Source organism: Coriobacterium glomerans PW2, from assembly GCF_000195315.1.
Lineage (GTDB): Bacteria > Actinomycetota > Coriobacteriia > Coriobacteriales > Coriobacteriaceae > Coriobacterium > Coriobacterium glomerans.
The window spans coordinates 1,181,533-1,195,167 of sequence record NC_015389.1 but is presented as its reverse complement, the minus strand read 5'-3'; the positions used below and the strand labels follow the sequence as shown (position 1 = coordinate 1,195,167).

The window sequence follows — 13,635 nt, the reverse complement described above, 5'->3', positions numbered from 1 at the left end:
GCGATATCTATGAGTGATTGCACAGCCGGGGCATGCAACTTGCTGCTCGCGATCGACAAGCCGAGCGGATGCACGTCACATGACGTGGTGCTTCGCTGCCGTCGCGCTCTGGGTCAGCGTCGCGTCGGTCACGCTGGCACGCTCGATCCGCTGGCTTCCGGCGTCATGATCATCGGGGCGGGCCAAGCGACCAGGCTGCTCGGAATGCTCACGCTCGATGTCAAGTGCTATGTCGCCGAGATATCGTTTGGATGTGAGACGAACACCGATGATATCGAGGGCGAGGTGACGCGCGCAGCAGCTGTCCCACGCGATCTCGTCGATCTCTCGGGCGCGCAGCGCGTCCTTGATGGCTTTCTCGGTTCGGGCGAGCAGATCCCACCCGCGTTCTCGGCGATTTCGGTGAACGGCGTGCGCTCCTATCGGGTGGCGCGCTCTGGCGGCGAGATCGATCTGCCCCCGCGGCCCGTGACGATTTATCGCGCCGATGCTCTCGCAGCGTTCGAGCGCGCCGGCTCGCTCATGTGGACCGTCGTCTTCGAAGTGAGCAAGGGCACCTATATTCGCGCTCTCGCGCGCGACATAGGCCGCGCCGCCGGCAGCGCGGCTCACGTCTCGGCTCTGCGCAGGACCGCATCCGGGTCTATTCGCCTTGACAGCTGCGTCGAGATGGACGGGCTCGATCGCTCGATCGCTCGCGAGAGCTGTCTGGATCCGATACGAGCGCTCGGTATCGCCGCCGTCGATATCCCCGCGCGCTATCGCGAGGATATCCTGTGCGGCAGGCGCGTGCCCATTTCTGCCGCAGGCGACCTCTCCCGGCTGCCTCGGTCGGGCGATCGCGTTGCATGCGTCCGCAGGGGGGAGCTTTTGGCCCTTGCCCGCCGAAGGGGGGACGATCTCGTTATGGATACCGTGTTCCCCGAGGTGATCGAAGGCGTGCGGATATGAATGCGCCCCTCGCTGAGTTGCGACGCGATTTTCTGGTATCCGCATCGCATGCTCCCATCGACGTGTTCGACGGTTCAGCCGATTTCGCGGGCCCGCGAGCCGCCGCGGTTGCGATCGGTGTCTTCGATGGCGTTCATATCGGTCATCGAGATCTCATCGCTCAGGCGGTTGCTCGAGCACGTGACCAGGGCATATCCGCGGTGGTCGTCACATTTGATCCCGATCCCGATCGGATCGTCTGCGCTGAGCCGGCGCCCGAGCTCATGACCACGCGCGATCGTCTGCGTCAGTTGGCGACGCTCGGCGTCGACGGCGTGCTCGTCATACCGTTCACGCGCGAGCTCGCAGCTCTCGATCACGTCCGCTTCTTCGAGGAGGTGCTGCTGCGCAGCGTCCGGCTCCGCTCCATCCATGTCGGCGCAGATTTCAGACTCGGCGCGCACGGCGCCGCCAGCGTCGAGCGCATTCGCGCATGGTGCGCTCCGCGCGGCATCGACGTCTGCGCTCGCGAGCTGGTCTCGCTGGGAGGCGCGCCGGTCACCGCGAGCAGAATCAGAAGACTCATCCGCGACGCCGAGATCAAGGAGGCGAGTGCCTGTTTGGGTCGGCGCTATCTCGTGCGCGGTCGCGTTGCGACCGGCCGGGGCGAGGGCACCGGCATGGGTTTTCCAACGGCGAACGTTCGTGTTGCACCCGAAATGGCGCTTCCCGCCGACGGGGTGTATGCGGGCTTTGCCTCCGTCGACGGTTGCGTCTGGCCCGCTGCGATCAACATCGGCGTGCCGCCGATGTTTCGCGACGACCCACGCTCTGCTCATCTCGAGGCGACGCTGCTCGGCTTCTCCGGTGATCTCTACGGCCGCCGGATTGCGCTCACCATCGATCGGCGGCTGCGCGCCGCCGAGGTCTTTCCATCGATCGAGGATCTCACAGCCCAGGTGCTCGCGGACATCGACCGCGTGCGCGCGGATCTCGGCGAGAGCGGGGTGGACCTAGACGATGATCACCGATGAGGACAAGGATCGCGTTCGCGCTGCGACCGATCTCGTTCAGCTTGTTCAAGAGACCGTGGAGGTGCGTCAGCGCGGTCAGGAGTTCTGGTGCTGCTGTCCGTTCCACGGGGAGAAGACGCCCTCGTTTCACATCATTCCCTCGACGCAGGTCTGGCACTGTTTCGGTTGCGGACTGGGAGGTGACTGCTTCGCCTACATCATGCATCGCGAGAACCTGAGCTTTCCGGAGTCTATTCGGTTTCTCGCTGAGCGCGCCGGCATCGAACTCGAGGAGCGCGGCGAGCGGTCCTCGAGTGGCACGAAGCGCTCTCGCATCATGGACGTTTGCGAGGCGACCGCAAGTTTCTATCACACCTTGCTCATGCGTGGAAAGGATGGTCGCGCCCGGGATTATTTCAGATCCCGCGGTATTGGCCGCGAGGTCTGCCAGCGGTATCGGCTGGGATTCGCACCCGGTCACGGCGCGCTCGTAGCTCATCTGGGCGGGGCCGGCTATACCCCTCATGAAATGGTCGACGCGAATGTCGCCCTCGCGCGCGATGGCTCGGGCCTCATCGATAGGTTTTTCGATCGCGTGATCTTTCCGATCTTCGATGAACAGGGACGCTGCATCGCATTCGGCGGCAGGATCATGGGCGAGGGTCAGCCGAAGTATCTGAATACCGCCGAGACCTCGATATTTCACAAGAAGCGAAACCTCTATGGATTCAACTGGGCAAAGGAGCACGTCGTCGCGAAGGCGGAGGTGATCGTCGTCGAGGGCTATACCGACGCGATCGCCTGCTATGAGGCTGGCATCAGAAACGTGGTCGCCACCCTGGGTACCGCCCTCACCGAGCATCATGTGAAGACGCTCACCCGTTTCGCGAAACGGGTGATCTATCTGTTCGACGGAGATGCGGCGGGGCAGGCCGCCGCCGAGCGCGCGCTCAGATTCATCGAACGCGATTCCATCGATCTTCGCTGCGCGATTCTGCCCGACAACCTTGATCCCATGGAGTTCGTCACCGAGCGCGGCGGCGAAGCGCTGCGCGAGCGGCTCGATCGATCCGAGGAGCTTTTGGCATTCGTTTTTCGCAAACTCGAGGAGAAGAGCAATCTCGGTACCCCCGCAGGACGCGTGAAGGCGCTGGAGGATGGCTGCCGTCTCATTTTCCCGCTACGTGAGAGCTATATGGTCGATGCGTATTACATGCGGATAGCTGATCTGGTGGGGCTGGACATCGCGGCGGTCAGAAATTCGGCTGCGCGCGTGTTCCAGCAGATCCAGCATGAAAAGCAGGTGGCTCAGCGTCGCGATGGGCAACGAGTGCATATGCTTTCGCCCTCGACTCGAAAGCGTTCTGATGTCGATCGCGCGGCCCGGACAACTCGAATCGAGCCGGACTTCGCCGAACGCGAACTCGCCGATTCTCTCGAAGCGCACGGCGCGTCGCCGTCCGCTATGGCATCTGATCGCGGAGTTGGCGAGCGCCCGACTTGTCTGAGCGATCTTGAGCGCCGCGCCCTTGTCGGCGAGCGCGAACTCATCTCGCTTCTCACGCTGTATCCCGATATGTTTCGACCCTTCGCTGAGCGGATCACCCAGATCGAATGGGTCGATTCTCGCCACGAGGCGATCGCCTGGGCGATTCTTGCGACACCGAGCGGCTCTGAGCCCTCCGTTGTCATGGCGGCAGCCCGTGCGGTCTGCCCGCAGGCGGATCAGGTTGCGGCCGGAGGCACAATATCCTCGACGAGCGTTCATCCGACTGAGACGAACATCGCATTTCTGCTCGATGCGCTCGAGCTGTATACCGTTCGACGACGGTTGCGGGCGACTCAGGCGCAGCTGCGTCAGGACCGCTGCTCACAGGCGGATGAGCGCCGTGAGCTCATGATCCGGGCGTCACAAGATACCGAGCGCCTGCGCGAGCTCGCTCGCGCCGTCGAAGGGGTCGCGGATCAGCTCGACGCTCCATCGAGCGATGAAGGTGCATGATCGCTGCGAAACGGGTACACGGGTTGTCACATTGTACGTATTCGGTGCATGTCTCTGATAGCTTTTATGCTGCTTGCAACTTTTTTCGCTGGGTATAGACAGGTGTGTTAAAGTAAAAACTCTTGTAAATCAGGAAGGGAGAATCTGTGCAGAAAAAGACGGGGAGCACGGAGACCGAACTCGACCCTTATATGGATCAGCTGCTGGACAAGGGAACAAAAAGCGGATCGGTTTCCGAGGATGATATCCAGATCGCATTCAAGGAGATCGAGATATCCGATGCACAGCTGGCTTCCATCTATCAATCGCTTCGCGAGCGGGGCATCGATGTCATCGCCCATGATGACGAGGATGTGACCGTGCCCCTGGAGGAGGCACCCGGGGACGATCTCGTTTCCGACCTCGATGATGACAACATCGAGGACCATGATATCAAGGTGGCCAAGATCGCCGACGCCGAGATGGCCGCGGCCAAGCCGAAGAAGAAATCCCGTGTGCGCTCGTCGCGCTCGCGGGCTCGCCTGCGCGGTCTCGACGCTTCGACGGTCATGCTCACCGGTGATCCGGTTCGCATGTACCTGAAGGAGATCGGCAAAGTCGATCTGCTCACGGCTGCCGATGAGGTCGATCTCGCAATGAAGATCGAAGCGGGTCTTGAGGCAGCGGAGAAACTCGAATCGAGCGATCGAGGAGAAATCGCCCTGACTCGTGCCGATATGCGTCGCCTTTCGCGCATCGAGCAGGTGGGTCTCGAGGCGAAGCAAGCGCTTATCTCAGCGAATCTGCGCCTCGTCGTATCCATCGCTAAACGATATGTGGGTCGCGGAATGCACTTTCTGGATCTCATCCAAGAGGGCAATCTGGGTCTGATCCGCGCTGTCGAGAAATTCGACTATGAAAAGGGATTCAAGTTCTCCACGTATGCGACGTGGTGGATCCGTCAGGCTATCACCCGGGCCATCGCAGATCAAGCGCGAACCATTCGCATTCCGGTCCATATGGTCGAGACCATCAACAAGCTTGTTCGGGTGCAGCGCCAGCTGCTGCAGGAACTCGGACGCGATCCGACGCCTGAGGAGATCGGCGCAGAGATGGAGATGAGCGCGGATCGGGTTCGCGAGATCCAGAAGATCAGCCAAGAGCCCGTCTCGCTTGAAACGCCGATCGGCGAGGAGGAGGACTCCCAGCTCGGTGACTTCATCGAGGACGCGCAGGCTGTGGTTCCGCCTGATGCTGCGAGCTTCTCGATGCTGCGCGAGCAACTCGTTCAGGTTCTCGATTCGCTCGCAGATCGCGAGCGCAAGGTGATCGAACTGCGCTTCGGTCTCAATGATGGTCATCCGCGCACGCTCGAGGAGGTCGGTCGCGATTTCGGCGTCACGCGCGAGCGGATTCGCCAGATCGAATCCAAAACGCTGGCGAAGCTTCGTCATCCGAGCCGTTCGAGCAAGTTGAAGGACTACATCGAGAGCTGATGCGGTCTCGATCCTCGCGCGCGAAGAGATGTCGATCATCGTGCATCGGTCGCGCGACTCCCTGATTGCCCGCGGACGGCTGGAGCTTGATGCCGGCCCATGGCCCCATGAACGGTGTCCCAGATTGCTGTGAACAAAGAACCCCACCGGGCGAAACCGGTGGGGTTCTTTAAAAGATCTGGCTCCCCGGGTAGGACTCGAACCTACAACAACGCGGTTAACAGCCGCGGGCTCTACCATTGAGCTACCGAGGAATGAGTTGTGTCGCCCTCGAGCAACAGAGATCAGTATACAAAACTCGTGGCGCTTGACAAGGCGGAAATCGAAAAAAGATGGTGTGCTAGAATGACACTTCATGAATACGGAACCGAACTGCTGAGGAGCGGCCCCGTGCCAGATAGTTCAACCATTCGCACGAACTCCCATGCCGGGAGCGACGTTGAAAAAGATATCTTCATCTTGCGGCAGCTGGTCACCAAGGACTTCAAGATCAAATACCGCCGCTCTCGGCTGGGGGTGGCGTGGAGCGTGCTCAACCCCTTGCTCATGATGATCGTCATGGCGATCGTGTTCACAACGATGTTCGCTCAGGCCGAAGGTGGCGGCATTCCGAACTACCCGCTCTATCTGATTTTGGGCAACGTCACGTTCTCTCTCATGTCGGATTCGACCTCGCAGGCGCTTATGTCCATTTTCAGCGCTTCGGCGCTGCTCAAGAAGGTCAGGGTCCATCGGTTTGTATTTCCAGTGCAGAAGGTGCTGTTCTCGCTTGTGAACTTCGGCTTCTCGCTCATCGCTGTGGCGCTGGTCATGCTGTGGTTCAGGATCATTCCCACGTGGCATGTCGTCTGGCTGCCGGTCTGTCTTCTGCTTCTGGTCGCCTTTTGCATGGGGCTTGGGCTTCTGCTGTCGGCGCTCACCGTCTTCTTCCGAGACATCATGCATCTGTGGAGCGTGGTGCTCACGGCATGGACCTATTTCACGCCGATCTTCTGGCGCGTCGACTTCATTCAGACCATGCCTCATGCCCTGCGCGTTCTCATGTATGCCAATCCGATGTACAACTATCTGACGTTCATGCGCCAGATCTTTCTCTATCAGGCGAATCCGGCCCCCATCACCTTGGTGATGTGCACCGGTTGGGCGGTCTTCGCGCTCCTCATCGGATACACGGTGTTTCACAGGACTGAGCACCGTTTCATCCTCTACATCTAAGGAGATCCGATGAGCGATTCGGAACTATCTGAAATCACTGAAGTCTCACGTGATGAGTGCGCCGTCGAGGTCGACGACGTCACCATGATCTTCAACATGGCATCCGAGCAGCTGAACAATCTGAAGGAGTACTTCATCAAGATCATGCGCCACGAGTTGTTCTTCGAGGAGTTTCGCGCGCTCCGCCACATCTCGTTCAAGGTTCGTCGAGGCGACGTCGTGGGTCTTGTCGGGACGAACGGCTCGGGCAAGTCCACGATGCTCAAGGTCATCGCCGGCGTTCTCGAACCGAGTGAGGGCGCGTGCATCGTTCACGGCAACATCGCGCCTCTGATCGAGTTGGGGGCCGGCTTTGACATGGAGCTCACCGCTCGGGAGAATATCTATCTGAACGGTGCGCTGCTCGGCTACAACAAGCAGTTCATCGACGCTCATCTGGATGATATCGTCGACTTCGCCGAGCTGCACGATTTCATGGACATGCCTCTCAAGAATTACTCGAGCGGTATGGTCGCGCGTATCGCCTTTGCGATCGCGACCGTTACCGAGCCCGACATCCTCATCGTCGACGAAACGCTCTCGGTGGGCGATGTGTTCTTCCAAGAGAAGTGCGAGCAGCGCATCCGGCATTTCATCGATTCAGGCAAGGTGACGGTTCTGTTCGTGAGCCACTCGATCGAGCAGGTCGAGCGGATCTGCCGCCGCGCGGTGTGGATCGAGAAGGGCGAGCTTCGCATGGACGGCTCGGTCGATGAGGTCTGCGAGGCTTATAGGAACCAGTTCGCGTAGAAAGTCGGTCGCGCGCGCATCGTCTCATGCGACGTCTTTTCATGCTGATCGATACCGAACACGCGGACGTCCACCGACGGCACCCTCAGAAGGTTGCCTGATGAACAGGGCTGTGATAGAGTTAAAAGCAATTGTTGAAGATTCCATTCAAAGGCTATCGATGATACGGCTTTGCCGTACTGGTGTTCGCATAGGAAGATAGCAGGCTCAGGCTGAAGCCTACGTGGAGGTCGATCATGAGACGGTGGCTCCAACCTCTCTCACATGGCACGAAGGATTCCGATAAAAAGATTGCGCATCGTCGCCCAATGACCGCTTTGGTCATCCTCCTCATCATGATCACCTGCGCCGCGACCCTGCTCTCCTCCGGCTTCGCCGATACCCCCGTGATCGGGGGGGGGGTCCAACTCTTCCCTGAGGTCGACTGAGGACCAACCCGGCGTCGACGATTCGGCTGATCAAGCCGCTTCTGGTCGCGTCGCAGACAGCTCTGCGAAGGCGAACGCATCCGAGGCTGGAGAGAAGCCTGCCAGCAAGTCCAGCACAGCACCCGCCGGGCATGCGAGTTCAGCGGCCGACAAAGATTCCGTTTCAGAGGGCGGCGTGGCGGGCAACGCACCCGATCGGGTTTCAGATGATGCAGGTCCACGCGATGTTCGAGGGATTACGACGCTCAGCGCCATCCGCTACGGCGCAGACAGGTTGCATGATCCTTTTCAGGTTGATCTCGCGAATGCGAAAGGGGAGTCAGGTGCCGTAATCGAGGACATAGCGAAGCTGCCTCGCAACTACTGGAATGGCGACGGCACGATTGAAGGAGACTTCACATTCTGGAAGCTCAGCCTGAAGGGCAAGGATGGGGGGATAGACTACGGCCCCCTCCAGGGTAATATCGGAAATACTCAATCGCGCACGGGCACCGACATAGCGCGTATCAGGGTGGCCGCGGACGGTCAGATCGAGTTCATGCCCGAGGAGACAGGCGAGTGGACCGGGGTGCACGGCGACGGGAGCGGCCTGCAGTTCGTGTTCTACTACCTGCAGGACACGCTCGTCGATTCCAAGAATCCGATTTTGCACTTTCGTGTCTCGGAGTGGTTCCTTCAGTATTTTTGCCCTCCGACCAGTTCGAGCCCAACCCCTTGTGCGGTCATCACCGAGGTGATCGATGCTGACTCCGGCAAGCAGATCGCCAAGAGCGATACAATGTACTACGTTGGCAACAACCTCGGTGTTCAGAACATCACAGTAGATGCAATCGACGAGAATCAGTATCACATCACAAGGATCGAGGCGTACAAAGCGGCCTATCAGGGTGATACCGATCCCTGGAGCTCCACCGAGAAGGCGGATCCGGGCCACCCGTTCGCGACATATGACTACACGCGCGCCCACGACGGTTCCATGAGCTTGTCATGGGACGGCGGCGATCCCCATCACTCCATCTTCACGGTCTATGTCTCCCGCACGGCGCAGGTCGGCCTCGTGAAGCGCCTCTCCGGTGCCGACGCCGACCGCTACCGCAGCGAGCCGTTCACCTTCTCCGCCCACCTCGAGCTGCCTGCCGGCGCAGTTCTGCATCCCAGCTATCCGGCGCGCGGTCTGGCCGACGGCGCGACCGAGCTCAGGGTGACCCCGGACGCCGCCGATCCCTCTCGCGGCGAGATGACCGGCATCGCGGCGCTGCCGGATCGCGCGGTCTCGATTCGCGGGCTGCCCGAGGGGACACGGGTGCGCTTCAGCGAGACCGGGGCACCGGATCGGGATCCCTCGGCGTTCTCGACCTCTTGGACCAACGATGTGACCGGCGGCGATAACGGCTCGGCGACGGCCAGACGCCCCGATGCGACTGGTGAGGGGCGCCCCCAGACGGTGACGGCGACCAACGAGGTGAGCGCGGCGACCGGCAAGCTGACGATCACCAAGACCCTCACCGGGCTGTCGCGCCTGACGAGCCGGGATCGGATCGATCTAGCCGGGTCGTTCTCGATCGAGTCGGGCTCCGGCGCCCTGCCGGCCCTCACTTTCTCCAACGCCACGGAGACGACGCCGGCAGGGGGGATCCTGGACGAGGACGTCGACGAGGTCACCTGCACTTGGCGGCTCTCGCGGGCCGCCACCGGCCGGACGATCCTGACCGAGCGGGGATACGCAGTCGCCTCGACCACGGTGGCCGCGCAGGTGCGCGTCGGCACCGGAGCGCTTAGCCTGTCCGACTCCGCCGAGGTCGACATCGGCGGAGTCGAGACGCGGGTCGCCTTCGTCAACGAGTACGGCGCGCCTGTTGAGGACCTCCGCGTCTCCAAGTCATGGCCGGACACCGCCGAGGCGGAGCGCGCCGCGGTGGTCGTCGAGCTCAGCTGGAGCGGAACCGAGCCGGGCGCATCCGGCGTCCTCGGGACTCGCCAGCTCGACGCCGCCGGCGGCTGGTCGGTCGAGCTCGCGGGCATGCCGACCGCGACCGCCGCAACCGGGGAGATCTCCTACACAGCCCGGGAGGTATCGGTCGGGGGTCTCGTCCCGGAGCGGGCCGGATACGAGGTGGCCGTCACTCGACGGGGGGCCGCGATCACGGTGATCAACACGAGGATCCCCACGGTGACGCTTCGGATCGAGAAGTCCGACGCCGAAGGTGGCGCGCCCTTGGCCGGCGCGGGGTTCTCGCTGGAGCCGGAAGGCGGCGGCACCGCTCGCACGGCCGAGACCGACGACAGCGGTGTCGCGCTCATCGCCGGGATCAGACACGGGACCTACCTGCTGAGCGAGACGCGCGCCCCGTCCGGCTACCAACTGGCCACCCGACCCTGGCGCATCGTCGCCGACACCTCCGGTGTCACCGTGTTCGTCGCCGACGAGCAGGGCCGCTACCCCGATGAGGGCTCGCCCGCTCCGGTGTGCCCCGACGGCTCCTTCCGCGTCGCCGTGGCGGACACCCGTACCCCGGAGCTTCCCTCAGCCGGGGCCTCCTCGCCGCTCACCGTAGCGGAGGGCGGCGGCGCCGCGATCGCGTTGGCCTGCGGGCTGCGCGCGCTGACAGCCGGACTCGCGCGCAGGCGGAGGTGAGATCGACTCGGAAGGTCGGTTTCTGATCGATGCGGTCAACATGAACCTGGCGTCCACATCATCATGGCGATGACGATCCCGTGGAGTCAGCTCGCGCAGCTGCGGTGATCCGATTCGACACGGACGCGCTCTTGACGGTGCTCATCGATAACCTAGAATAGGGGAGACCTTTAAGCGCGTACGAGATACCCGCAAGGACTATGACATAGCTCGTCCAGAGCCCTTTTCCCGGATGTCTCACCGTGCCCACGGTCGGATGTCCATTTTTTTGGCGGCCTCTGGTCGCCTGCAACGGAAAGGAGACCGATGGGCACGTCCACCCCGAAGGCGATCATCATGGATGAGGTCGCCGTCAATCGCGCGATGACGCGCATCGCGCACGAGATCTTGGAACGCAACGAGGGATCCCGCGATCTTGCTCTCGTGGGCATCGTGACCCGCGGGGATCTGCTCGCAAAGCAGCTCGTTCATGAGATGGAACAGATCGAGGACGCAAAGATCCTGCTTGGAAGCTTGGATATCAGTTTCTACCGCGATGACTATATGACGAACTTCGCGCCGGCGGTGCACGCGACGCATGTTCCGTTCAACGTCGATGGCAAGCGCATCGTGCTCGTGGACGATATCCTCTACACCGGCCGCACGATCCGCGCCGCCCTCGATGCGATCATGGATCTGGGGCGTCCCAGCCGCATCGAGCTGGCGGTGCTCGTCGATCGCGGCCATCGCGAGCTCCCGATCTGCCCGGACTTCGTCGGAAAGAACGTGCCGTCTTCCCGCGACGAGAACGTGCGACTCTATTTGAGAGAGGTGGACGATCGCACCGCGGTGGAGATCTTCGAGGTCGAGCCCGGTGCCCATGTCGGCTCCGCTCCCTTGGGAGGTGAATGAGCATGTCCTTCGATCACAAGCATCTCATCGATATAGCCGAGTACTCCGACACCGACATCATGACGCTGCTTGAGACGGCAAAAGCCTTCTCCGAGGTCAACAGAAGAGCCATCAAAAAGGTTCCCACGCTCAAGGGCAAGACGGTCGTGAACATGTTCAACGAGCCGTCGACGCGCACGCGCAGCTCCTTCGAACTCGCCGAGAAACGTCTTTCGGCTGACAGCTTGAACTGCGGCGGCTCCTCGACCTCGACCGTCAAGGGCGAGAGCCTCATCGACACGGTCATGACGCTCGATGCCTATCAGATCGACATGATCATCGTGCGCGACAAGCACGCCGGCGCCCCCTATATCATCACCCAGCACTCGCCGGCTTCAGTCATCGACGCTGGCGACGGAAAGCACGGACATCCCACGCAAGCGCTTCTCGACCTCTATACCATCTGGCAGCATCGAGGCCGCATCGAGGGGCTGCGCGTCGGCATCGTCGGCGATATCGGTCACTCGCGCGTGTGCGGCTCGCTCATCCCGGCACTCAAGATCATGGGCGCCGAGGTCACGGTCGTGGGCCCGGGCACGCTCATGCCGGCGTGCCCGGATGTTCTCGGCGTCGACCATGTGAACTTGAATCTGGACGATGTCCTGCCGGATCTCGATGTCGTCTACATGCTGCGCATCCAGAAGGAGCGCCTTGAGGGGGCACCCTTCCCGAGTCTGCGGGAGTACCACGGACTCTACGGTCTCACACGCGCCCGAGAGCGGCTGATGCGCCCCGACGCGCTCATCGCTCACCCCGGTCCCATCAATCGAGGGGTCGAGTTCGATTCGCATATGGCCGATCACCCCGTGCGCTCGGTCATCCTCGACCAGGTCTACGCGGGCATCTGCGTGCGCATGGCCGCCCTGTTTCTTCTGCTTGGAGGTGCCGAAAATGGCCTTGATTCTTAGGAACGCCCATGTCATCGATCCGGCCTGCGGTCTTGATGGCGTGCTTGACGTGCGCATCGCGGGCGAGCGCATCGAGCGCGTCGGAGAGCGGCTTGAAGGCGGCGACAGTGATGATCAGCTCGACCTCACGGGATGCTGTCTGGTGCCGGGACTGGTGGACATGCATGTCCACCTTCGCGAGCCGGGCTATGAGCACAAGGAGGACATCGAGAGCGGCACCCGTGCCGCCGCAGTTGGCGGGTTCACCGCGGTGTGCTCCATGCCCAATACCGATCCGGTCAGCGATTCTGCAAGCGTGATCGAGTTCGTTCTCAGCCGAGCGCGGGCGGCCGGTCACTGCCGCGTGCATCCCTGCGGGGCGATGACGAAAGGGGAGCGCGGCGAGATACTCTCCGAAATGGGTGACATGGTCGCTCATGGCGCCGTGGCGTTCACCGATGACGGCCGCGGCGTACAGTCCGCCGGCATGATGCGGCGCGTGATGGACTACGGCAAGATGTTCGGCAAGGTCTTCATGAGCCACTGTCAGGATGAGGATCTGGTAGGAGACGGCCAGGTGAACGAAGGGGTCGCTTCGACCAAGCTCGGTCTGCTCGGATGGCCTGCCGCCGGCGAGGAGCTTCAGATCGCACGCGACATACGATTAGCCGAGCTCACGGGCGCGCGTCTTCATATCCAGCACGTCTCGACCGCGCGCGGCGTCGAGCTGGTGCGCGCGGCAAAGGCCCGGGGCATCCCGGTCACCTGCGAGGCGACCGTGCATCATCTGTTCTTGACCGAGGATGACCTGGACGGCACGTACGATACGAATCTCAAGGTCAACCCGCCGCTGCGCACGGCTGCGGACGCGGCTGCGCTCGTCGAGGGTCTCGTTGACAAGACGATCGATGCGATCGTGACCGACCACGCGCCCCATGCGGCATGGGAGAAGGCGCGTGAATTCGAGTTGGCGCCATTTGGCATGACGGGTCTTGAGTCTTCTCTCGCGCTCGTGATCAGCAAGCTCGTCCGTCCGGGAACGATCTCATATGCGCGCATGGTCGAGCTGATGTCGATCAGGCCCCGCGAGATCCTCGGCGTGGATTCGATCTCGATCACCGCGGGAAGCCCTGCAGACGTCACGGTCTTCGATCCGAATCTGACATGGACGCTCGGGCGCGATGGCTACCAGTCCAAAGCCGAAAACTGCGGATTTGCCGGAACGGAGCTCACCGGTCGTGCCGTTGACGTGTTCGTTTCCGGCCGACCGACGTTGGCCGATGGTGCCATCTGCTAATATGGGTGTTCGTCGTGCGCGGCACCCCGTACCG

10 protein-coding genes and 1 tRNA gene are annotated in these 13,635 nt (G+C 61.9%); 10 read left to right on the top strand and 1 reads right to left on the bottom strand.

The window, feature by feature from the left end; genetic code table 11:
• The first annotated feature begins 9 nt into the window (after window positions 1-9).
• From truB to rpoD, 4 genes are all read left to right on the top strand, one after another.
• Window positions 10-951: a tRNA pseudouridine(55) synthase TruB gene (gene truB / locus CORGL_RS05310; protein WP_013708891.1), complete on the top strand. Its 942-nt coding sequence runs from the start codon at window positions 10-12 to the stop codon at window positions 949-951.
• The gene (ribF, locus tag CORGL_RS05305) at window positions 948-1,964 is read left to right on the top strand and encodes a riboflavin biosynthesis protein RibF (RefSeq protein ID WP_013708890.1); all 1,017 of its coding nucleotides are present in this window, start codon (window positions 948-950) and stop codon (window positions 1,962-1,964) included. Before truB ends, ribF begins: the two co-directional genes overlap by 4 nt.
• Complete coding sequence (gene dnaG / locus CORGL_RS05300) at window positions 1,951-3,945, top strand: DNA primase (RefSeq protein WP_013708889.1); 1,995 nt, start codon at window positions 1,951-1,953, stop codon at window positions 3,943-3,945. Before ribF ends, dnaG begins: the two co-directional genes overlap by 14 nt.
• Window positions 3,946-4,091: 146 nt before the next feature.
• Entirely contained in the window at window positions 4,092-5,420 is a 1,329-nt protein-coding gene (gene rpoD / locus CORGL_RS05295; protein ID WP_013708888.1) for an RNA polymerase sigma factor RpoD, read from the top strand.
• A 179-nt stretch (window positions 5,421-5,599) separates the two neighbouring features.
• Here the strand turns inward: rpoD and CORGL_RS05290 are convergent.
• Window positions 5,600-5,674: transfer RNA gene (locus CORGL_RS05290), tRNA-Asn, on the bottom strand.
• A gap of 136 nt (window positions 5,675-5,810) precedes the next feature.
• On the opposite strand from CORGL_RS05290, the gene CORGL_RS05285 reads away from it, so the two are divergent.
• The 6 genes from CORGL_RS05285 (at window position 5,811) to CORGL_RS05260 (ending at window position 13,601) form a co-directional block, all read left to right on the top strand.
• The gene (locus tag CORGL_RS05285; RefSeq protein ID WP_013708887.1) at window positions 5,811-6,635 is read left to right on the top strand and encodes an ABC transporter permease; all 825 of its coding nucleotides are present in this window, start codon (window positions 5,811-5,813) and stop codon (window positions 6,633-6,635) included.
• Between the two features lie 9 nt (window positions 6,636-6,644).
• Entirely contained in the window at window positions 6,645-7,424 is a 780-nt protein-coding gene (locus CORGL_RS05280; RefSeq protein ID WP_013708886.1) for an ABC transporter ATP-binding protein, read from the top strand.
• A gap of 603 nt (window positions 7,425-8,027) precedes the next feature.
• Complete coding sequence (locus tag CORGL_RS05275) at window positions 8,028-10,487, top strand: SpaA isopeptide-forming pilin-related protein (RefSeq protein WP_013708884.1); 2,460 nt, start codon at window positions 8,028-8,030, stop codon at window positions 10,485-10,487.
• A 306-nt stretch (window positions 10,488-10,793) separates the two neighbouring features.
• The gene (gene pyrR, locus CORGL_RS05270; protein WP_013708883.1) at window positions 10,794-11,378 is read left to right on the top strand and encodes a bifunctional pyr operon transcriptional regulator/uracil phosphoribosyltransferase PyrR; all 585 of its coding nucleotides are present in this window, start codon (window positions 10,794-10,796) and stop codon (window positions 11,376-11,378) included.
• Window positions 11,379-11,380: 2 nt separating this feature from the next.
• A complete protein-coding gene (locus CORGL_RS05265) occupies window positions 11,381-12,325 on the top strand; it encodes an aspartate carbamoyltransferase catalytic subunit (protein ID WP_013708882.1) in 945 nt (314 codons plus the stop codon).
• Window positions 12,309-13,601, top strand: coding sequence for a dihydroorotase (locus tag CORGL_RS05260; RefSeq protein ID WP_013708881.1), 1,293 nt, complete (start codon window positions 12,309-12,311; stop codon window positions 13,599-13,601). The genes CORGL_RS05265 and CORGL_RS05260 overlap by 17 nt, the downstream gene beginning before the upstream one ends.
• Window positions 13,602-13,635 lie beyond the last annotated feature (34 nt).